The organism is Streptomyces sp. A1277, from assembly GCF_004795015.1.
Classification (GTDB): domain Bacteria; phylum Actinomycetota; class Actinomycetes; order Streptomycetales; family Streptomycetaceae; genus Streptomyces.
Genome location: NZ_SSBI01000008.1, coordinates 94,517 through 114,300, shown reverse-complemented (window position 1 = coordinate 114,300; position 19,784 = coordinate 94,517). Strand labels below are relative to the sequence as shown.

General features: G+C 70.0%; 16 protein-coding genes and 1 pseudogene. 9 read left to right on the top strand and 8 right to left on the bottom strand.

What is annotated here, in order from left to right; all coding sequences use genetic code 11:
• Positions 1–92 precede the first annotated feature (92 nt).
• From E6R18_RS08055 to E6R18_RS08045, 3 genes are all read left to right on the top strand, one after another.
• Positions 93–932 (top strand): TIM barrel protein, encoded by an 840-nt coding sequence (locus tag E6R18_RS08055; RefSeq protein WP_136316149.1) that lies wholly within the window; start codon positions 93–95, stop codon positions 930–932.
• Positions 933–976: 44 nt separating this feature from the next.
• Positions 977–1,876: a 2-hydroxy-3-oxopropionate reductase gene (locus E6R18_RS08050; RefSeq protein WP_136316148.1), complete on the top strand. Its 900-nt coding sequence runs from the start codon at positions 977–979 to the stop codon at positions 1,874–1,876.
• 239 nt (positions 1,877–2,115) lie between these two features.
• Positions 2,116–3,573 (top strand): catalase, encoded by a 1,458-nt coding sequence (locus E6R18_RS08045; RefSeq protein WP_136316147.1) that lies wholly within the window; start codon positions 2,116–2,118, stop codon positions 3,571–3,573.
• Between the two features lie 247 nt (positions 3,574–3,820).
• Here the strand turns inward: E6R18_RS08045 and E6R18_RS08040 are convergent, their stop codons facing one another.
• From E6R18_RS08040 to E6R18_RS08020, 5 genes are all read right to left on the bottom strand, one after another.
• Positions 3,821–4,936: a hypothetical protein gene (locus E6R18_RS08040; RefSeq protein WP_136316146.1), complete on the bottom strand. Its 1,116-nt coding sequence runs from the start codon at positions 4,934–4,936 to the stop codon at positions 3,821–3,823.
• Positions 4,933–5,835 (bottom strand): lactate dehydrogenase, encoded by a 903-nt coding sequence (locus tag E6R18_RS08035; protein WP_168712296.1) that lies wholly within the window; start codon positions 5,833–5,835, stop codon positions 4,933–4,935. The genes E6R18_RS08040 and E6R18_RS08035 overlap by 4 nt, the downstream gene beginning before the upstream one ends.
• Positions 5,832–7,019, bottom strand: a complete 1,188-nt coding sequence (locus E6R18_RS08030) for a phosphotransferase (RefSeq protein WP_136316145.1) — start codon at positions 7,017–7,019, stop codon at positions 5,832–5,834. Before E6R18_RS08030 ends, E6R18_RS08035 begins: the two co-directional genes overlap by 4 nt.
• A 55-nt stretch (positions 7,020–7,074) precedes the next feature.
• Positions 7,075–7,797, bottom strand: a complete 723-nt coding sequence (locus tag E6R18_RS08025) for a hypothetical protein (protein WP_136316144.1) — start codon at positions 7,795–7,797, stop codon at positions 7,075–7,077.
• 134 nt (positions 7,798–7,931) lie between these two features.
• Positions 7,932–8,513 (bottom strand): ATP-binding protein, encoded by a 582-nt coding sequence (locus E6R18_RS08020; protein WP_136316143.1) that lies wholly within the window; start codon positions 8,511–8,513, stop codon positions 7,932–7,934.
• Between the two features lie 632 nt (positions 8,514–9,145).
• Between E6R18_RS08020 and E6R18_RS08015 the strand changes: the two genes are divergently transcribed.
• From E6R18_RS08015 to E6R18_RS33980, 3 genes and pseudogenes are all read left to right on the top strand, one after another.
• Complete coding sequence (locus E6R18_RS08015; protein WP_136316204.1) at positions 9,146–10,051, top strand: hypothetical protein; 906 nt, start codon at positions 9,146–9,148, stop codon at positions 10,049–10,051.
• Entirely contained in the window at positions 10,048–10,614 is a 567-nt protein-coding gene (locus tag E6R18_RS08010) for a GNAT family N-acetyltransferase (RefSeq protein ID WP_136316142.1), read from the top strand. Before E6R18_RS08015 ends, E6R18_RS08010 begins: the two co-directional genes overlap by 4 nt.
• A 145-nt stretch (positions 10,615–10,759) precedes the next feature.
• Positions 10,760–11,949, top strand: a pseudogene (locus E6R18_RS33980) (dihydrofolate reductase family protein).
• A 195-nt stretch (positions 11,950–12,144) separates the two neighbouring features.
• On the opposite strand, the gene gcl reads toward E6R18_RS33980, so the two are convergent.
• On the bottom strand, positions 12,145–13,920 hold the full coding sequence (gene gcl, locus E6R18_RS07995) for a glyoxylate carboligase (protein WP_136316139.1): 1,776 nt from the start codon (positions 13,918–13,920) through the stop codon (positions 12,145–12,147).
• Positions 13,921–14,217: 297 nt separating this feature from the next.
• Between gcl and E6R18_RS07990 the strand changes: the two genes are divergently transcribed.
• Entirely contained in the window at positions 14,218–14,940 is a 723-nt protein-coding gene (locus tag E6R18_RS07990) for a hypothetical protein (protein ID WP_136316138.1), read from the top strand.
• A gap of 152 nt (positions 14,941–15,092) precedes the next feature.
• Positions 15,093–15,323, top strand: coding sequence for a hypothetical protein (locus E6R18_RS07985; protein WP_136316137.1), 231 nt, complete (start codon positions 15,093–15,095; stop codon positions 15,321–15,323).
• A gap of 7 nt (positions 15,324–15,330) precedes the next feature.
• On the opposite strand, the gene E6R18_RS07980 is transcribed toward E6R18_RS07985, so the two are convergent.
• Both E6R18_RS07980 and E6R18_RS07975 read right to left on the bottom strand, forming a co-directional pair.
• Complete coding sequence (locus E6R18_RS07980; protein ID WP_136316136.1) at positions 15,331–16,938, bottom strand: AMP-binding protein; 1,608 nt, start codon at positions 16,936–16,938, stop codon at positions 15,331–15,333.
• The gene (locus E6R18_RS07975; protein ID WP_136316135.1) at positions 16,935–18,611 is read right to left on the bottom strand and encodes an AMP-binding protein; all 1,677 of its coding nucleotides are present in this window, start codon (positions 18,609–18,611) and stop codon (positions 16,935–16,937) included. The genes E6R18_RS07980 and E6R18_RS07975 overlap by 4 nt, the downstream gene beginning before the upstream one ends.
• Positions 18,612–18,746: 135 nt before the next feature.
• Between E6R18_RS07975 and E6R18_RS07970 the strand changes: the two genes are divergently transcribed.
• Positions 18,747–19,592: a helix-turn-helix transcriptional regulator gene (locus E6R18_RS07970; protein WP_168712295.1), complete on the top strand. Its 846-nt coding sequence runs from the start codon at positions 18,747–18,749 to the stop codon at positions 19,590–19,592.
• Positions 19,593–19,784 lie beyond the last annotated feature (192 nt).

Below are 19,784 nucleotides of genomic sequence, written 5' to 3'. Positions count from 1 at the left end.
GGGCAGCCCCTTGACAGCCCCGCCACCCTTTGGGCAATCTTCCGTTAAGCAGAAACTAACTTCCGCAATACGGAAGGAGCGCCGAAACCCTCATGGGCTACCCGGACCAGCGCTTCGATGTGAACCTCTCGATCCTCTTCACGGAACTCCCGCTCCTGGAGCGGCCCGCGGCAGCCGCCGCGGCCGGCTTCACCGCGGTCGAGCTGTGGTGGCCTTGGGTCGAGACCCCCACCCCCGAGCAGGCCGAGCTCGATGCGCTCAAGAAGGCGCTCGACGACGCCGGCACGCAGCTGGTCGGCCTGAACTTCTACGCCGGACAGCTCCCCGGCCCCGACCGCGGCGCGCTCTCCGTGCCCGGTACGGAGTCGGACCGCTTCCGGGCCAATATCGAGGTGGCGGCCGGCTTCGCCGCCTCGGTCGGCTGCAAGGCTCTCAACGCGCTCTACGGCAACCGGGTCGACGGCGTCGACCCCGCCGCGCAGGACGAACTGGCCCTGGAGAACCTGGTGCTGGCGGCCCGCGCCGCCGACCGGATCGGCGCGGTGCTGCTGATCGAGACCCTGAACGCGCCGGAGTCCCCGCGCTACCCGCTGGTGAGCGCAACGGCCGGGATCGAGGTCGTGGACCGGGTCAACGCCGCGACCGGCCTCGGCAACGCGAAGTTCCTGCTGGACCTGTACCACCTGTCGATGAACGGCGAGAACCTGAGCCAGGTCATCTCCGCGTACGCCGACAAGACCGGTCACGTCCAGATCGCCGACAACCCGGGCCGCGGCGCGCCCGGCACCGGCTCCCTCCCCCTGGAGCAGCACCTCGACGTGCTGACGAAGGCCGGATACGAGGGCTGGGTCGGGCTGGAGTACAAGCCCGGCGACCGCCCGAGCGCCGACTCCTTCGACTGGCTCCCGGCCGCCGCGCGGCCCGCCCCCTGAGGGCGGCGGGAGCCCCCTGTACACGCTGATCGGAAGGCACCCTCATGAGCAACAACCTCCCCAAGGTTGCGTGGATCGGTCTCGGCATCATGGGCTCGCCCATGTCCGAGAACCTGATCAAGGCCGGGTACGACGTCACCGGTTACACCCTGGAGCGGGACAAGGTCGACCGGCTGGCCGCGGCCGGCGGCACCGGCGCCTCCTCGATAGCCGAGGCGGTCGGGGACGCGGACGTGGTCATCACGATGGTGCCCGCATCCCCGCAGGTCGAGGCCGTCGCGTACGGCCCCGACGGCATCCTGGAGAACGCGAGGCGCGGCGCACTGCTGATCGACATGTCCTCGATCACTCCGCAGACCTCCGTGGACCTCGCGAAGCGCGCCGCCGAGAAGGGCATCCGAGTCCTGGACGCCCCCGTCTCCGGCGGTGAGGCCGGTGCGATCGAGGCCGTGCTGTCCATCATGGTGGGCGGCGAGCAGGCCGACTTCGACGCGGCCAAGCCGCTGCTCGAAGCGCTCGGCAAGACCATCGTGCTGTGCGGCCCGCACGGCTCGGGCCAGACGGTGAAGGCCGCCAACCAGCTGATCGTCGCGGTCAACATCCAGGCGTGCGCCGAGGCCGTGGTCTTCCTGGAGAAGTCCGGCGTCGACCTCACCGCCGCACTCGACGTCCTCAACGGCGGCCTGGCCGGCTCGACGGTCCTGACCCGCAAGAAGGACAACTTCCTCAACCGGGACTTCGCCCCCGGCTTCCGGATCGACCTGCACCACAAGGACATGGGCATCGTCACGGACGCTGCCCGCAACGTCGGCGCGGCGCTGCCGGTCGGCGGTGTGGTCGCCCAGCTCGTCGCCTCGCTGCGCACGCAGGGCGACGGCGGCCTGGACCACTCGGCGCTGCTGCGCTCGGTCGAGCGCCTCTCCGGTCTGCCCGTCCAGGGCTGATCCCGGCCGCTCCCCTCCCCTCCACTCCCCAGACTTCCGGACGGTGCCGGCGCTGACACCTGTCCTGTCGCGCCCAGGCGCCGGCACCGTCCGGAACACCCTCCTCACCCTCCCACCACGAATTTCAACAAACTGTTGACGCCGTGCGCGGGGCGTACTTACGCTCCGGACACACCCCGCACTCCGGCCCCAGGCCGTCGCAGTTCAGCAGCCCCCGTACGGAAGGTCGCCCCGACACCATGACGCAGCGTGTGCTTACGACCGAGTCCGGCGCCCCGGTCGCCGACAACCAGAACTCCGCCACCGCGGGTGCCGGAGGCCCGATCCTCCTCCAGGACGGCCACCTCCTGGAGAAGCTCGCCCGCTTCAACCGGGAGCGCATCCCGGAGCGCGTGGTGCACGCCAGGGGCTCCGGCGCGTACGGCTACTTCGAGGTGACCGACGACGTCACCGCCTTCACCCGCGCCGACTTCCTCTCCGAGGTGGGCCGCCGCACCGAGACGTTCCTGCGCTTCTCCACGGTCGCCGACTCGCTGGGCGGCGCGGACGCGGTGCGCGACCCGCGCGGCTTCGCGCTCAAGTTCTATACGAACGACGGCAATTACGACCTCGTCGGCAACAACACCCCGGTCTTCTTCATCAAGGACCCGATCAAGTTCCCCGATTTCATCCACTCACAGAAGCGCGACCCGTTCACGGGCCGTCAGGAGCCGGACAACGTCTGGGACTTCTGGGCGAACTCCCCCGAGGCCACGCACCAGGTCACCTGGCTGATGGGCGACCGGGGCATCCCCGCCTCCTACCGCCACATGAACGGCTTCGGCTCCCACACCTACCAGTGGACGAACGCCGCGGGTGACGCGTACTTCGTGAAGTACCACTTCAAGACGAACCAGGGCGTGCGCTGCCTCTCCGCCGACCAGGCCGCCGAGCTCGTCGGCAAGGACGCCAACTCGCACCAGACGGACCTGCTCCAGGCCATCGAGCGCGGCATGAACCCGTCCTGGACGCTGTACGTGCAGCTCATGCCGGCCGCCGAGGCCGCGGACTACCGCTTCAACCCGTTCGACGTGACGAAGGTCTGGCCGCACGCGGACTACCCGTTGCAGCGGGTGGGCCGGCTGGTGCTGGACCGCAACCCGGACAACGTCTTCGCCGAGGTCGAGCAGGCCGCGTTCTCCCCGAACAACTTCGTGCCCGGCATCGGCCCGTCCCCGGACAAGATGCTCCAGGGCCGCCTGTTCGCCTACGCGGACGCACAGCGCTACCGCCTGGGCATCAACCACACCCAGCTCCCGGTGAACGCTCCGCGCGCGACGTCCGCCGACAACTACGGCCGCGACGGCCTCCACGCCACCCGCTACGGCTCGCGCCACGACAAGAACTACGAGCCCAACTCGTACGCGGGCCCCGCCCAGACGGACACGGTGCTCTCCGCCCCGCTGCCCGTCCAGGGCTGGACCGGCACCCACGAGGCGCCCGCCCACACCAAGGACGACGACTTCTTCCAGGCGGGCGAGCTGTACCGGCTGATGTCCGCCGACGAGAAGGCCCGGCTGATCGCCAACATCGCGGGCGGCCTGTCCCAGGTGACCCGGGACGACGTCATCGAGAAGAACCTCGCCCACTTCCACGCGGCCGACGCCGAATACGGCAAGCGCGTGGAGGAGGCGGTCCGCGCCCTGCGCGAGGACTGAACCTCCCCCGAACCCTGCCCGCGCCGACGCGTCCACCCGGATGAGGGGTAATCGCACGGCACGGGCAGGACGAGGCCGCGGCGGTGGCGCGATGCCAGTGCGGTGGTACGTGGGCGGGCGGCCCGGGTTTCCTGACCTGAAGGAACCGGACAACCCCCCTTCGCGCCGCCGCCGCGGTCCCTGTTCTTTTCCCTGAACCAGGGCGTGGAGCACGGATACGGTCCCGTACTCCACGCCCTTTCATGTGTCAGAGGACGACGTCGACGGCGTCCAGCAGGACGGCGGTGCTCGCCTCGGGGTCGTGGTTCATGGTGAGTGCTTGGTGGGGGAGCTGGGCCAGGTGGCCGGCGAGAGCCTTGGTGGAAGATTCGGCGGGCAGGAGCCCGAAGACGTCCGGGTACCGGTCCTCGGTGGCCGAGCCGAAGAAGTCGGCGTCGGTCACGCCCCGGGCTGCCGTGTTCAGTGCGGGGGCGGCACCCGGAACGATCTCCGGGAAGAGGATTCCGACGACGTACCCTTCGGTGGCCAACGTCAGCCCGAGCCAGGATTCCAGCTGGTCGGGAAAGAACTGCGGCTTCATCTCGGCTCCCGACGTCTTCCACAACGGGGTGCGGTCGCCGGTGAGAAGCGCGTCGGTCACCTTCTGCTTCTGGGTGGGATGCATCTGTTCACCGGCCCGGACACGGGCTCGCACGGGCTCGTACCAGCCGAGTGCGTCGAGCAGCCCGAAGCCGATGGCGGCGGCGCTGGGCCAGGGCAGGACGCGGATGACTTCGCCGTCGCAACGGGCGAACACGCGGTCGTTGGCCAGGAGATGGAGGCCGGTACGGGCGAGCAGAAACCCGGTGGTCGTCTTGCCGGCGCCCTTGTTTCCCAGCGCGAGGAGCGTTGCGCCGTCCGTGGGCCGTGTGACGGCCGATGCGTGGAGGATCTGCCAGCCGTCGGCGAGGAGCTGGCCTCGGACGACCTCCCTGGCAAGACGGGCCGTGGCGGTGGCAACGGCCGTCTCATCGGCACCGACGATGCGCATACGGTCGGCGCCCGGGTCCCGTGCGTAGGACAACCCGTCGTCCGGCTGCGTAGCCGTGACAAGTCCGGTCCCGTCGCGGATGACCAGCATCGGGGCGGTGGCGTACGTGACCTCTTCCGGCCGCCCGGCCAGCACGCGGGCTCCGAGCGCGGCGTGCTGTTCCTCATCGACGTCGGCATGGATCACCGGACCGATGACCGTGCCCGGGTCGACGTCCGAAGCCGTCCACCACTGGCCCATGTACCGGCTGACCCAGTCAGTGATGGCCGAGGTGTGGCTGATGACGGTGACCGATTGGTGCTCGGCCGTCGTGATGCGGGTCGCGAAGGTCATGACGCGGACAACTCCTTGAAGGTCGAGCAGAGGTGGTGGTAGGCGGCCTGCAGCTTGGCTTCTGCGGCTGCGAGATCACGCTTCTCCCCGGCGTCCAAGCGCGGCAGGCACACGGTGGGGCGCCCCGAGGAGAAGTGCAACGGCATTCCGAGATAGGTGCCGTCCCGAGGTGCGGACAGCTCGATGACTCCGTCCGTGACGCCCAGAACAAGGGCGAGTGCGGCCACGACGGCAGCGGCAGGACCGGACCGGACCCGGCCGATCCCGGCAGCGATACGGCCGGGCCGGGCGGCCATCTCCGCCCGGATCGCCTGCACGGGGATGCGGACGGCCCGTCCGTTGACGGTGGTGGAGGAAGCGCAGATCACCGCCAGGTCCCCGTGCTCGCCGATCACATGCCCGCGTACGGCCTGGGCCGGCACCCCCATCCTCCGGGCCAGGATGAGCCGGTACCGGGCGGTGTCGGTGCTGGAGCCGATCCCCCACACCCGCGTACTGCCGGACGCCTCCGCATACAGGCGGGTCATCACGTCGACGGGGTTGGTCACCACGACGACCGGTCCGGAGAACCCGACCAGTTCCCGGGCGAGGCGCCGGATCATGAATCCATTGGCGGTGAGGCCGGCCATGCGGATGTCTGTCGTGTGACCGTTGGTGAAGGCGGCTCGCGGGCAGAGCACAAGGGCATCGCACGACTTCATTCGGGCGAGGTCGGCCCGGCGCGCTCGAACGGGTGACGCGTTGACGAGGCTCATGTCCTCCAGATCCGTGACAAGCCCGTCGGCGCTGCGTCCGTGGAGGGACGCGACCATCACGGTGTCGCACCAGCCTGCTTGGACCAGGAGCCCACCCACACCCTGGCCGACGACCCCGGCGCCGATGATGCCGATGGCCGTCACCGGATCGCTGCCTGCGCGACGTGGGCCAGGCACAGTCGCCACAGGTCACGCCCGGAGCGTAGGGGAACAAGCGCGGAGGTGCAGAGATCGAGCATCCAGCAGACAGCTCCGGCCCTGGCGACCACGGCCGCTCCGTTCCGAGTCATCGGCAGACCCGTCGGGTGGGAGAGGTATGTGGTCAGGATGTTGGTGGTGTCCATCAGCCACAGGGTGACGAGCTGCCGCAGAAGCGCACTCTTGTCCGAGACGGACAGGTGTGCAGCCGCAGCGTCCGCATAGAGCGCGACTTCGTCCAGAACCACGCGGACGGTGTCTACTCCAGGTTGGCGGGCGACCAGGTCGAGGAAGAGGCGGGACAGAAGCTTGGCAAGGTCGGCGCAGGGCGGATTACGCATCAGGCCCGGGTCGATGAACGTGGGCCGTCCGCCATCGGTCGGGAACAGCACATGCTCCGGTTTGAGGTCTCCGAAGACGACCGGTCGCGTCAACGAGAAAGCGGCAGAGGCATTGGCCCGACGCAGGCGAAGGACGATCTCCCGAAGCAGGTTGCCGTCAGGGGACCGGCCCAAGTACGCCGCGCCGCTGACGTCGTTGAACTTCCGTAGGAAGGTCCCGGGGACTGACCTCTCAATAATCGGCGCACGGTCGACCAGCGCGACGACGTCGCGTCCGCGCAGCACCAGCGCGAGTTCTTGGCGTACGAGGTACAGGAGGCCGGCCGTACGCCCCGGCGACGCCGCGACCAGTTCGGCAAGGGTCGCTCCGCGAACGTACTCGGTGAACAGCACCCCGGGCCGGTAGCCGAGAACCCTAGGCACCCGCAGCCCGGCGGTGGCGAGCACCCGGAGCTGATTGGCCTCCCTTTCGAGGAGGGTGCCAGGTCTGGCGAGGTAGGCACGCTGGGCGGCCTTGGCAGTCGGCCAGTCGCCGCCCCGTCCCCGAACGACGGAGACGAGCGACATACCGAGCAGCTCAGTCTTCGCGTACAGAGCGCCGCCATCGACGGTGAGCTGTTGTACATGGCTGGTGACGCTCGGGATGACAGGGCCGAGCTGAACAGCGGAGGTCGGCCACAGCTCGTGAGCGGCCGCCGCGATGTGCTCGGCCGCATAGTCGGCCACCAGTTCCGGCCTGGGGGCCCGTACGGCGTCGGGATACAAGGCGCTCGTGGCGGGTGGATACATGGGGCACTCATTTCTTCCGGATCGACCGGTACGAGGGAGTTGACCGCGTGGCACATCAGTCGCCGGGCGGGGCCGAGCCTGCCGAAGCGGAGATCCGCTGCAACGTGTCCGCGAGGAGCAGCGCGTCGTCGGCATCCAGATAGTCGAAGCGGATGCGGTTGCCGCCGTGCCGGCTTCGGCAATGTCCGCAGATGGGTACCGACTCGACAAGCAGCACCTGGCCGATCGCGGAGATCACCCGCCCCAGTTCCCGGGCGAACCGCTCGTGGTCGTGCCAGTCCCCGAGATCGAGGTCGCGCACAACCAACTCGTCACCGCCGAGACTGCGGTAGAGCAGCGTGGCAGCGTCTGTATCGAACATACCGATGTCAATGAGGGACGTGCCCCCCACGGTCTGGATGTCCAAATGCCGCTCGACGCCGATGTGCGCCAGCGCGCGGTACAGCTGCAATGCCGCATTCTGCACCGTGGTCAGACGCGCTTCGACCAGCCTCCCGAGGGCCCGGACCTCCTGCTCTGAGGGCAGCGTGAGAAGCAGCTCGTGGCCGGGGCACGGGAGGGGCTGTTCAAGGCGTGCCACGTCGGCGGTGATGCCTTCGGTGAGCAAGCGGGCCCGCACGTCTCCGTGTGTCCAGGGGTGGGCGGCCGAGGGAGCCAACCGCAGGCGGCACCCACCCGGCGCGGGGCCTTCTTCCAGCTCGACGCCGAGACCGGCGTACTCCAGGACAGGCTTCAGCGCGCAAGCCGGGGCCGCCGCGGTAGTCAGCAAGTTCGTCATCGGATAGTCCTCGTGAGGTAGGTCGAACACCTGCTTGTGTGTGCGGTGGCAAGCCGCTCGATGGCGTACTGCGCGGGCGGAAGACGGTGTCCGCAGCTCGTTGGCGCAGTCGCCCAGTCAGTCGGTCGGCACACTCAGAGATCCTTGATGCCGACGAGCACGCGACCGATCAAATTCGAGTCGTCCCGTGCGTCCTTGGGCGCCCGGAGGCCATTCGATGCGGGCCGCCCCGGGGCCGACACCGAAGCATCGTGGTCCTCATTCGGCCCCGTGGCAGCGCGCGCGATCTCGGCCCACACCACTTTGCCCGGCGCGCTACGAGCCGGGTAGTACCCCCAGGCCCTACTCATCGCCGCCACGATGAAGATTCCTCGCCCGCCCGTCGCATAGACGCCGACCTCCTTCAGAACGGGCGGCCTCGGATCGCGGTCCCACACCGACAGCCTGACGGCGCCGGACACGGCCTCCAGCAACAGCTCGAAGGTCTGCACGCTGCTCTGCGACGAGAACGGCGGCGCCGGCTCCTCTCCGTCCTCCGAGTGCCGCACGGCGTTGGTCGCCAGCTCCGACACCAGGAGCTGCGCCGTCTTAACGACGTCGGCGGACACTCCCCAGCCCGAAAGAACATCGGCAGTGTGCAGCCGCGCCAGAGCCACGGCGTTGGGCGTATCCGCCAACGCGAGCCGGCTTCTCCGGGGCTGCTGTTCGTGGGGCATGGCAAGCCTCCTGAGTTGAGCAATGAACTCGTGGAACAACTGCGTGTGGTCTCAAGACCCGCTCCGCTCCCAGTAGCTCTTCAGGGCGGAACGAGCCGTCACCAGCCGCTCGCAATGAGTGACCGACACCCACATAACTCCCCTCCGCCGAGGGCTGGTTAGGGCGTTCACCTGCTCGCCCAACGGGCTCACCTAGGGCGTTTTGACCTGGCCTTTACCTGGTGGGCCTAGAGCCCGGCGGCTACCGTGCCCGCATGGACGCGATCCGCAACACCGTCCTTGAGACGTGGATGACCGAGCATGGATACAGCTCCAACAGCCTTGCTGATGCCGTGAATAGTGCCGTCGAAGAGCTGACGGGACGCCCAGGCGGGCTCGACGGGTCATCGGTCAGGGGGTGGAAGGCAGGCCGAGTTACTTGGCCGAAGTCAGCAACCCGTACCGCTCTCGAAAGCGTCACCGGATTACCCGCCGTCGCTTTAGGGTTCGTGCCACGGGGCCGGCCCTCGCCCACCCCCGCTTCATCGCAGCAAGAGGAGTCCGACATGAAGCGCCGCACCCTCGTCGGCGGCATCGCTGCGGCAGCTGCCGCAGCGGCAGCCCCGGGGACCGCGTCACCACGCCGGATCGGCATGAGCGACGTCAACCGGCTGAACAAGCGCTTCGCCGAGATCATCGCCAACGACCACCGCCACGGCGGGCAACCCCGCATCGAGGAACAGGCCACCGCGCTCGCCGACGAGGCACTCAACCTCCAGAACGCGGGCAGTGCCACGCAGCGAGTACGCAACAGTCTTTACGCCTCCGGAGCCGCATTCCGTTCGTCCGCGATGTGGGCAGCCATCGACGGCCGACGCTACGAGGCCGCGAAGGCGCACATGCGCGAGGCCCAGGCCCTCGCGGAAATGTCGGGGGACCAGGCGATCAAGTTCCGCATCTGGAGTCACGCGGGCACCATGTACCGGCACATGGGCCGCCCCGCCGACGCGATCGCCGCCAACGATGTCGCCCGCAACCTGCATCTCACCCGCCGCGACCCGCTGTTCGCGTCCCTCGGCCTGGCCCGCCAGGGAGCCATCCACGGCACGGCACAGAACCGGACCGAGACCCGTCGCGCGTTCGAGCAGGCACAGGACGCCATGCTGCGCGCAGATCCTGCTGACCACCGGCCGGTCTGGCTGCTCGCCTTCTATGACCAAGCCGAACTGGACTCCCTGGCTCTCTCCGCGTACCTGGCGCTCGGCGATTACCCGACCGCCGAATACCACGCCCACCGGTGCCTGGCATCGCTCCGGCCTCACATGGTCAGGTCTCGTGCCATCGCCACGACCCGTCTCGCTCACGCCCTCCTGTCGCAGGGGGCCGCCGACGCCGCAACGGCCACCGCCATGGAGGTCCCCGCAGACGCCGCCACCCGCCACGCCCGCGTGTCGCGCATGCTCCAAGAGTTCGGGGCCGCCCTCCGCGCCACCGCACCGCGCAGCACCACCGTCCAGACCTGGACCGACCACACCATCACCTGGAGGACGGCCGCATGACCACAGCACCCACCACCGAACTGCGCACCTTCACCAACTTGGACACGATCCGCGGCGACCTCCTCGATGTGTACGCCGAGGTACGCGCCCCTCTGCTCCACCTGCCGAACTACGCGGTCACAGCCTTCGGCGAACGCATCGACCGGCACTCCACCGAACCCGGATTCACAGCAGTCCTCGCGTACGCGGACAACCAACCGGTCGGCTACGCGTACAGCAACACCATCGAGCACGGCGACCGCTACTGGCAGCGCACCAGCCCCGCTCCGGCACAGCAGTACACCGAGCGCCCGGCCATGGCCCTCAAGGAGATCGGCGTCCGCCCGGCCTGGCGCAAGACCGGCACCGCCCGACGCATCCACGACACCCTCCTCGCTACCGGCGACGAGCCGTACGTCACGCTCATGGTCAACGCGGCGGCCGGCGACGGAAAGGTCCACGCGCTCTACAGATCATGGGGCTACAAGGACATCGGCCAGAGCCAGCCATCACAGGCCTCGCCGGTCCTCGCCGTGATGATCCGTGTCACCGCTGAACCGGAAGACGGGCACCGCAGAAGCTGACCCCGGGTTCCAGTCTCGGAGTCTTGCCCCTGGGCATGCCGTCCTGGCGTCGACGCCTCCTCGTACAAGAGCGACGGTCGCGCGCGACCGCAACGTCCTGCACCTTCCGTTCTGGTCCATCGGCGCCAGAATCCTGGAGACATCCATGACACGCCCGTACGTCCTACTCTCCGCATCAGTATCGATCGACGGCCACCTCGACACCCGTCCGGGCGAGGACCGGCTCATGCTGTCCAACAAGGCGGACTTCGACCGGGTCGACTCCGTACGCGCCGGCGTCGACGCCATCCTCGTCGGCGCCGGGACACTACGCGCCGACAACCCTCGCCTCCTGGTCAACTCGGCACAGCGCAGGGCGGACCGGCTGGCTTCCGGTCAGCCGGAGTACCCGCTGAAGGTCACCGTCACCGCAACGGGAGACCTGGACCCGGACTGGAAGTTCTGGCACCACGGCGGGGACAAGCTCGTCCTGGCCGCCGGCGACGCCGCCACCAGCAAGGCCCGCGCCAATCTCGGCGACCTGGCGACGGTCCACACCATCCCCACCGAGGCCGTATGGCCGGCTGCCCTCGATGCCCTGGGTGCTGTGTTTGGCATCAACCGGCTCATGGTGGAAGGCGGCGGCACCGTCCACACCCAACTCCTGTCGGCGGGGCTGGCCGACGAACTCCAGCTCGTGGTCGCCCCGCTGCTCGTCGGCCAGCCGGACGCGGTACGCATGCTCGGCCCGGCCACCTACCCCGGCGGCCCCGCCGCGCGCCTGCGGCTGCTGGAAACTCGCCAGATCGACGACGTGGTACTCCTGAGGTACGCCCCCAAGGACACTTCGACGGAGCCACGATGAGCACCACGCCCCCCTCACCCGACGCCCCGGGCGCAGGCCGCGAACCGAACGCCGCAGATGGCAGATGGCTCGCCCGCGCCTGCGAGCTGGCCGCCCTGTGCCCGCCCTCGGAAACCGCGTTCAGCGTGGGCGCGGTAATCGTCGCCGCAGACGGAACCGAACTCGCCGACGGCTACTCCCGGCAATCCGATCCACACGACCACGCCGAAGAAGCAGCCCTGGCCAAGCTGCCATCCCAGGACCCTCGCCTCACCACAGCCACGATCTACAGCTCCCTGGAACCCTGCGCAAAACGAGCCTCCCGCCCCCGCCCCTGCGCCCAGCTCATCGCGGAATCCGGCCTGCGACGTGTAGTAACGGCCTGGATCGAACCAGACACCTTCGTCCCCAACGCAAACGGAACGAAGGCACTCGAAGCCGCCCATGTAGCAGTCGTGACGATGCCCGAGTACGCGGCTGCCGCACAGTCCCCCAATCAGCATCTGCTTTGAGTATCAGCCATGACAGCGCCCCGACTCCATGCGGCGTTCCTCATAGATCCTGCAGTCGGCTGCTGCAATGCAGGTGATCGGTGCCCTTCTGGTTGTGGGGTGCCTCTGGTTTGCATCCTGGCGGGGCGAAAGCCGAAAGAGCACCTGCGGACATGCGCAGGTGCTCTTTGGAGTCAGGGCCGCAGGCCCTTCGGGTCAGGCTCCGGCATAGGGCCTGATCGCCGTCGGGGCGTGTGACGGGTCCGATGCCACGTCCTCGAACTCGTTGACCGAGGCGATGTCCGTGCCGCTCATCGCGATGTTCGTGACGCGTTCCAGGATCGCTTCGACCACCACCGGCACCCGGAACTCCGCCGCCAGCTTCTTCGCTTCCTCGAAGGCCGGGAGGAGGGCGTCCGGTTCGGTGACGCGGATCGCCTTGCAGCCCAGGCCCTCGACGACCTTGACGTGGTCGACGCCGTAGACGCCCAACTCCGGGGAGTTGAGGTTCTCGAACTCCAGGTTGACCTGGAAGTCGATGTCGAAGTTGCGCTGGGCCTGGCGGATCAGGCCGAGGTACGAGTTGTTGACCAGGACGTGCACGTACGGGATGCGGTGCTGGGCGCCCACCGCAAGCTCCTCCAGCATGAACTGGAAGTCGTAGTCGCCGGAGAGCGCGACGACCGAGCCCTCGGGGTCGGCGGTCGCGACGCCCAGGGCGGCCGGGATGGTCCAGCCGAGGGGGCCGGCCTGGCCGCAGTTGATCCAGTGGCGCGGGCGGTAGACGTGGAGCATCTGCGCGCCCGCGATCTGGGAGAGGCCGATCGTCGTGACGTACCGGGTCTCCGGGCCGAACGCCCGGTTCATCTCCTCGTACACCCGCTGCGGCTTCAGCGGCACGTTGTCGAAGTGCGTACGGCGCTGCAAGGTCGCGCGGCGCTCCTGCGTGGACGCGGCCCAGGCCGAGCGGTCCTTCAGCCTGCCCGCCGCCTTCAGCTCGCGGGCCACCTCCACGAACAGCTCCAGCGCGGCCTTGGCGTCGGAGGCGATGCCGAGGTCCGGGGCGAAGATCTTGCCGATCTGGGTGGGCTCGATGTCGACGTGGACGAACGTGCGGCCCGCCGTGTAGACGTCGAGCTTGCCCGTGTGGCGGTTGGCCCAGCGGTTGCCGATGCCGAGGACGAAGTCGGACTCCAGGAAGTTCGCGTTGCCGTAGCGGTGCGAGGTCTGGAGCCCGACCATGCCGGCGTTCAGCTCGTGGTCGTCGGGGAGGATGCCCCAGCCCATGAGGGTGGGGACGACCGGGACGCCGGTCAACTCGGCGAACTCGACGAGAAGTTCCGACGCGTCGGCGTTGATGATGCCGCCGCCCGCGACGAGCAGCGGGCGCTCCGAGGCGTTGAGCATGGCCAGAGCGCGCTCGATCTGCTTGCGCGAGGCGGCGGGCTTGTGCACCGGCAGCGGCTCGTACAGGTCGGGGTCGAACTCGATCTCGGTGAGCTGCACGTCGATCGGCAGGTCGATGAGGACCGGGCCGGGGCGGCCGGTGCGCATCAGGTGGAATGCCTGCTGGAAGACGCCCGGGACCTGCGCGGCCTCCAGGACGGTGGTGGCGGCCTTGGTGACCGGGGCGGCGATGGAGGCGATGTCGACCGCCTGGAAGTCCTCCTTGTGGAGGACGGCGGTCGGCGCCTGGCCGGTGATGCACAGGATCGGGATCGAGTCCGCGATGGCCGAGTACAGGCCGGTGATCATGTCGGTGCCGGCGGGACCCGACGTACCGATGCAGACGCCGATGTTGCCCGGGCGGGCCCGGGTGTAGCCCTCCGCCATGTGGGAGGCGCCCTCGACGTGGCGGGCGAGCGTGTGATGAACCCCGCCGGCGGCCTTGAGGGCCGCGTAGAACGGGTTGATCGCCGCGCCCGGCACACCGAACGCGTTGCTGACGCCTTCGCGCTTGAGGATCTCGACTGCCGCGCGGGCAGCGGTCATACGAGGCATTGAGTGCTCCTGCTCGGACCTGGGTGGAGTCGGGCTCTGTCGCGCCACCTGAGAGCACCAATTCCGTATTACGGAAGGTTGATTCTGCTATACGGAAGTTAATTTAAAGCGCGCCCGGACTGCCGTCAAGAGAGGCGGCCCCGGGGGCGAACGGCTGCGCGGACAGTGGCGCGAAGTGCCGCAAGTGGCTCCCCCGGAGGTCACTCTTGATGGAGCATGGGGGTACGGAGCGGAGCCGGCCCGGAGCGCGGGCCCGGCCGCTTCCGCGCGGTCCGGAAGGAGCCCCGGGTGGATTCAGTGCCGGTACGGTGCCCGGCCTGCCGCCGCGACCACGCGTACGTGACGCCCGTCTACCCGTGCCCGTGCGGCGCGCCGACCGCCCCGCCGCTGCTGCGCGGCGCCCCCGTCACCCCGATCACCCACCGCACCTGGAACGACGACTGGGTGACGGTGCGCTGCCGGGGCTGCGGGCGGCACGACCAGTGGCCGCAGCCCGAGCTGTGCTGCCCGTGCGGGGCGGTGCTGCGGGTGCCGGTCCGGCCTGTGGCGTCCGCCGGGCGGGCGGCGGACGCCGCGTCCCGGCCGGTGCGGCCCGCGCACATACCGCTGCCGCGCACGGCGGCGGCCCCGCGGCCGGCGTTCCGCCCGCTGACGATCCGCACCGCGCGCGACGCGGTCGGCGCGGCGGCGCTCTATCTGACGTGGCTGGGCTTTCGCGAGGTCACCCAGCCGGGGACCCGCCCCGCGTCCCGGATCGACCTTCGGGCCGCCGGGCTGATCGCCCAGGTCGACGCCACCACCCGCCCGACGCCCCTGCGCGACGTCGAGTGCTTATGGCTCAACGCGCTGAACAGCTCGGTGTCCGGGGTCCTCTTCTCGCTCGCCGGCTACGCGCCGGACGCCCGGGAGCGCGCGGACGGGCTCCGCATCCCGCTGTTCGTCATGGATCTCACCGGGACCCCGCAGCCGGTGAACGGCGCGGCGGACGAACTCGTCAGCACCGGCGCCTGATCGCACACCCGTACCTTTTCGGACGCGTGGCGGCCACGACGTGCCGTACCTCACAGGAACCGCCCGGCCACCGTGCGTGTGATCCGTCACGTTCTGGCCAACGGCGACCGAACCGGGGTTCGTTGTCAGTGCCGGGCCCTAAAGTGGAGCGCATGGTCTTAACTCCACGGACTCCCCCGACCGCGCCCGCGTACGCCCCCGCGCCTTCGGTCCAGTCGGCGCACCTCGCCGCCCTGGAGGCCAACGAGGCGATACGGGCGCTCGTGGACGCCCGCGCGGGCCAGGACTGGTCCCCCGTGGAGTCCGCCGCGTACGAGGTGCTGCTCATCGAGTGGGCCGCCGCGACGCGGGCCGCTGCGGGCGACATCATCGAGGCGGCCTGAGCGAGCGCTACCTCCGGTAGTTCTCCCGCAGCTCGATCTTGCGGACCTTGCCGCTGACAGTCATCGGGAAGGCGTCCAGGATCTGGAGCAGGCGCGGCACTTTGTAGTGCGCCAGCTGCCCGTCGCAGAAAGCCCGTACGTCCTCCAGGGCCGGCGGGTCGGCCGGGTCGGCGGGGATGACGCAGGCCAGGACCTCTTCGCCGTAGTGCTCGTCCGGCACGCCCACCACCTGCACATCGGCGATCTTGGGGTGGCGGTACAGGAACTCCTCGATCTCGCGCGGATAGACGTTCTCGCCGCCCCGGATGATCACGTCCTTGATGCGGCCGACGATCTGCACGTAACCGTCCTCGCGCATCACCGCGAGGTCCCCGGTGTGCATCCAGCGCCCCGCGTCGATCGCCTCGGCGGTCCGGTCGGGCTGGTCCCAGTAGCCGAGCATCACGCTGTAGCCCCGGGTGCACAGCTCGCCCGACACCCCGCGCTCCAGCGTCACCCCGGTCGCCGGGTCGACCACCTTGACCTCGATGTGCGGCATCACGCGGCCGACGGTGCCGGTGCGGCGCTCCAGGTCGTCGTCGCGGCGGGTCTGGGTGGAGACCGGCGAGGTCTCCGTCATGCCGTAGCAGATGGACACCTCCTCCATGTGCATCTCGGCCACGACCCGCTTCATCACCTCGACCGGGCAGGGCGATCCGGCCATGATCCCGGTGCGCAGCGAGGACAGGTCGTACGAGGCGAAGTCCGGCAGGTTCAGCTCCGCGATGAACATGGTGGGCACCCCGTACAGCGAGGTGCAGCGCTCCTGCTGCACGGCACGCAGCACGGCGGCGGGTTCGAACGAGGGGCCGGGGATCACGATGCAGGCGCCGTGCGAGGTGATGCCGAGGTTGCCCATCACCATGCCGAAGCAGTGGTAGAAGGGCACCGGCAGGCAGACCCGGTCCTGTTCGGTGTAGGCGACCAGCTCCCCGACGAAGTAGCCGTTGTTGAGGATGTTGTGGTGGGAGAGGGTCGCGCCCTTGGGGAAGCCGGTGGTACCGGAGGTGTACTGGATGTTGATCGGGTCGTCGCAGGACAGCTCCGCCTCGCGCGCGGCTAGCTGAACGGACGTCACCGCGTCCGCTGCGGCGACCAGTTCGTCCCAGGAGTCGTCCCCGATGTAGTGCACGGCGCGCAGGGCGGGGCAGTTGGCGCGGACCTCGTCCACCAGGGCCCGGTAGTCGCTGGTGCGGTGCGCGAGGGAGGCGACCAGGAGGGAGATCCCGGCCTGCTTGAGCACGTACTCCAGCTCGTGGGCCCGGTAGGCGGGGTTGATGTTGACCATGACGGCACCGATGCGGGCGGTGGCGTACTGCACGAGCACCCACTCGGGGCAGTTGATCGCCCAGATGCCGACCCGGTCCCCCTTGGCCACGCCCGACGCCATCAGCGCCCGCGCCAGCTCGTCCACGGCCGCCCCGAACCCGGCGTACGTCCAGCGCCGTCCGGACGGTACGTCGACCAGCGCCTCGCGCTCCGGCCAGGCCGCGACCGCCCGGTCCAGGTTGCGGCCGATGGTGTCGCCGAGCAGGGCGGTGGTGCCCGTGCCGTGCGCGTACGAAAGCTCCGTCATGCCAGGTCCCCCTCGGCGTACTCGGTTCCGGTGCCCCGGGCGGTGCGCTCGCGCAGTTCGATGCGGCGGATCTTGCCGGACACGGTCTTGGGCAGTTCGGCGAACTCCAGCCGCCGGATGCGCTTGTACGGGGCGAGGACCGCCCGGGAGTGCGCGAACAGCACCTTGGCGGTCTCCGGCCCGGGCTCCCAGCCCGCGGCGAGCACCACGTACGCCTTGGGCACGGAGAGGCGTACCTCGTCGGGTGCCGGGACGACCGCCGCCTCGGCGACCGCCTCGTGCTCCAGCAGGGCGCTCTCCAGCTCGAACGGGGAGATCTTGTAGTCGGACGCCTTGAAGACGTCGTCGGCGCGGCCCACGTAGGTGATGTAGCCGTCCTCGTCGCGGGAGCCGATGTCACCGGTGCGGTAGTACCCGCCGGCCATGGCCTCGGCCGTGCGCTCGGGGTCGCCGTGGTAGCCGGTCATCAGGCCCACCGGGTGCGCCGACAGGTCGAGGGAGATCTCACCCTCGACCGCGCCGGGCTCCCCGCTCACCGGGTCGAGCAGGACCACCTTGAAGCCCGGGCTTGGCCGCCCCATCGAGCCGGCCTTGAGGACCTGGCCCGGGCTGTTGGCGACCTGCACGGCGGTCTCCGTCTGGCCGAAGCCGTCGCGGATGGTGACGCCCCAGGAGCGCCGGACCGCCTCGATGACCTCGGGGTTGAGCGGTTCGCCCGCCGCGACGACCTCGCGCGGCGGGGTCTTCAGCTGGGACAGGTCGGCCTGGATGAGCATGCGCCACACGGTCGGCGGGGCGCAGAAGCTGGTGATGCCGGAGCGGTCCATCTCGGCCATCAGCCGGCCCGCGTCGAACCGGGTGTAGTTGAAGATGAAGACGGTCGCCTCGGCGCTCCAGGGAGCGAAGAGGTTGGACCAGGCGTGCTTGGCCCAGCCGGGCGAGGAGATGTTGAGGTGGACGTCGCCGGGCTTGAGCCCGATCCAGTACATCGTCGCCAGGTGGCCCACCGGGTAGGACACATGGGTGTGCTCGACCAGCTTGGGGCTGGCAGTCGTGCCCGAGGTGAAGTAGAGCATCAGCGGCTCGTCGGCGTCGGTCTCGCGGTCCGGCGTGAACGTACGCGGCGCCTCGTCGGCGCCCGCGTAGGAGAGCCAGCCCTCGGTCTCCTCGCCGACGCAGATCCGGGTGTAGCCGCCGGGCACCTCGCCGAACTTCGCGGTGTCGGCGTCCCGGACCAGCACGTGCCGGACCCGGCCGCGCTCGACCCGGTCGCGCAGGTCGGCGGGGCCCAGCAGCGGGGTCGCCGGGATGACGACGGCCCGCAGCTTCATCGCGGCGAGCGCGGTCTCCCACAACTCGACCTGGTTGCCGAGCATGACGAGGATGCGGTCGCCCTCGCGCACTCCTTGGGCGCGCAGCCAGTTCGCGGCCTGGTTGGATCGGGCGGACATCTCGGCGAACGACGCCTCGGTGCGCCGGCCGTCCTCCTCCACGATGTGCAGGGCGGTGCGGTCGTTGTCCCGGGCGATGACGTCGAACCAGTCGAGCGCCCAGTTGAAGTGGTCCTGGCGGGGCCACCGGAAACCTTCGTAGGCCGCGGTGTAGTCCTCGCGGTGCCGGAGCAGGAAGTCCCGGGCGGCCCGGAACGTCTCCGTCGCACTGGTTTCCGGCATGTGCCCTCCTCGTTGCCGACCCGACCGGTCCCTTCGGTCCTCACATGATGTAAACAGTGACCCAGGTCTCACCACCCCCGGACGGGGGTGTCGCGGGGCCGCCGTTCACCGGGGGCCGTACAGAGAGGCGTCAGCGTGCCGGAATCCGTGGATGCGTTCGAGATGCAGGCGGCGCTGCTGCGGCTGCGCCGCACGAGCGGGCTGCCGGTGGCGTTCGGCGGGCTGCTCTCCGACACCCGGCACGCCAGGATCGCCGAGGTGAACGGGGCGCAGACGACGGCGCTGCGCGGGCTCGTGATCTCCTCGGGCAGCGGGCTGGGCGGCAAGTCCATGGCGCTGTCCCGGCCGTGTGCGGTGACCGACTACCGCTCCTCGCGCCACATCAGCCACGAGTACGACACCGCGGTCGCGGCGGAGGGCCTGCGCTCGGTGGTCGCCGTCCCGGTCGTCGTTCGCCGCGAGGTGCGGGGCGTGCTGTACGGGGCGCTGCGCGAGCCGCTGACGCTCGGGGACCGCACGTTCGACGCGGCGGTGGCAGCCGCCCGCGACGTGGAACAGGCGCTCGCGGTCCGGGACGAGGTGGGGCTCCTGCTGGCCGCGTCCCGGCGGGAGCAGGCCACGGCTTCCGGGGCGGCGCCGGGTGCCTGGGAGGACGTCCGGGAGGCGCACCGCGAGCTGCGCGCCCTGATGCCGAAGGTCGCCGACCCGGCGCTGCGCGACGAGTTGCTCGCGGTGTGCGGGCGGCTCGCCTCGGCGACCGGCACCCCGGCACCGGGGGCGCGGGAGGTCCAGCTCGCGCCGCGCGAGATCGATGTGCTGGCGTGTGTCGCGGCGGGCGCCACCAACTCGGTGGCGGCGGAGCGGCTGGGGCTGCGCCCGGAGACGGTGAAGGGCTATCTGCGCTCCGCGATGCGCCGGCTCGGGGCGCACACCCGTCTTGAGGCGGTCGTCGCGGCCCGGCGTGCGGGGCTGCTGCCGTAGCGGACGGACCGTGCGGGGCTGCTGCCGGGAGCGGACGGGCCGTGCGGGGCTGCTGCCGGGAGCGGACGGGCCGTGCGGGGCTGCTGCCGTAGCGGACGGACCGTACGGAGCCGCCGCCGGGAGCGGAGGGACCATGCGGAGCGGCCGCCAGGAGCGGACGGACCGTGCGGAGCCGCCGCCGGGAGCGGACGG

Coding starts and splice junctions, on each gene's coding strand:
- E6R18_RS08055 (WP_136316149.1), top strand. CDS start 93: ATGGGCTACCCGGACCAGCGCTTCGATGTGAACCTCTCGATCCTCTTC.
- E6R18_RS08050 (WP_136316148.1), top strand. CDS start 977: ATGAGCAACAACCTCCCCAAGGTTGCGTGGATCGGTCTCGGCATCATG.
- E6R18_RS08045 (WP_136316147.1), top strand. CDS start 2,116: ATGACGCAGCGTGTGCTTACGACCGAGTCCGGCGCCCCGGTCGCCGAC.
- E6R18_RS08040 (WP_136316146.1), bottom strand. CDS start 4,936: ATGACCTTCGCGACCCGCATCACGACGGCCGAGCACCAATCGGTCACC.
- E6R18_RS08030 (WP_136316145.1), bottom strand. CDS start 7,019: ATGTATCCACCCGCCACGAGCGCCTTGTATCCCGACGCCGTACGGGCC.
- E6R18_RS08025 (WP_136316144.1), bottom strand. CDS start 7,797: ATGACGAACTTGCTGACTACCGCGGCGGCCCCGGCTTGCGCGCTGAAG.
- E6R18_RS08020 (WP_136316143.1), bottom strand. CDS start 8,513: ATGCCCCACGAACAGCAGCCCCGGAGAAGCCGGCTCGCGTTGGCGGAT.
- E6R18_RS08015 (WP_136316204.1), top strand. CDS start 9,146: ATGAGCGACGTCAACCGGCTGAACAAGCGCTTCGCCGAGATCATCGCC.
- E6R18_RS08010 (WP_136316142.1), top strand. CDS start 10,048: ATGACCACAGCACCCACCACCGAACTGCGCACCTTCACCAACTTGGAC.
- gcl (WP_136316139.1), bottom strand. CDS start 13,920: ATGACCGCTGCCCGCGCGGCAGTCGAGATCCTCAAGCGCGAAGGCGTC.
- E6R18_RS07985 (WP_136316137.1), top strand. CDS start 15,093: ATGGTCTTAACTCCACGGACTCCCCCGACCGCGCCCGCGTACGCCCCC.
- E6R18_RS07980 (WP_136316136.1), bottom strand. CDS start 16,938: ATGACGGAGCTTTCGTACGCGCACGGCACGGGCACCACCGCCCTGCTC.
- E6R18_RS07975 (WP_136316135.1), bottom strand. CDS start 18,611: ATGCCGGAAACCAGTGCGACGGAGACGTTCCGGGCCGCCCGGGACTTC.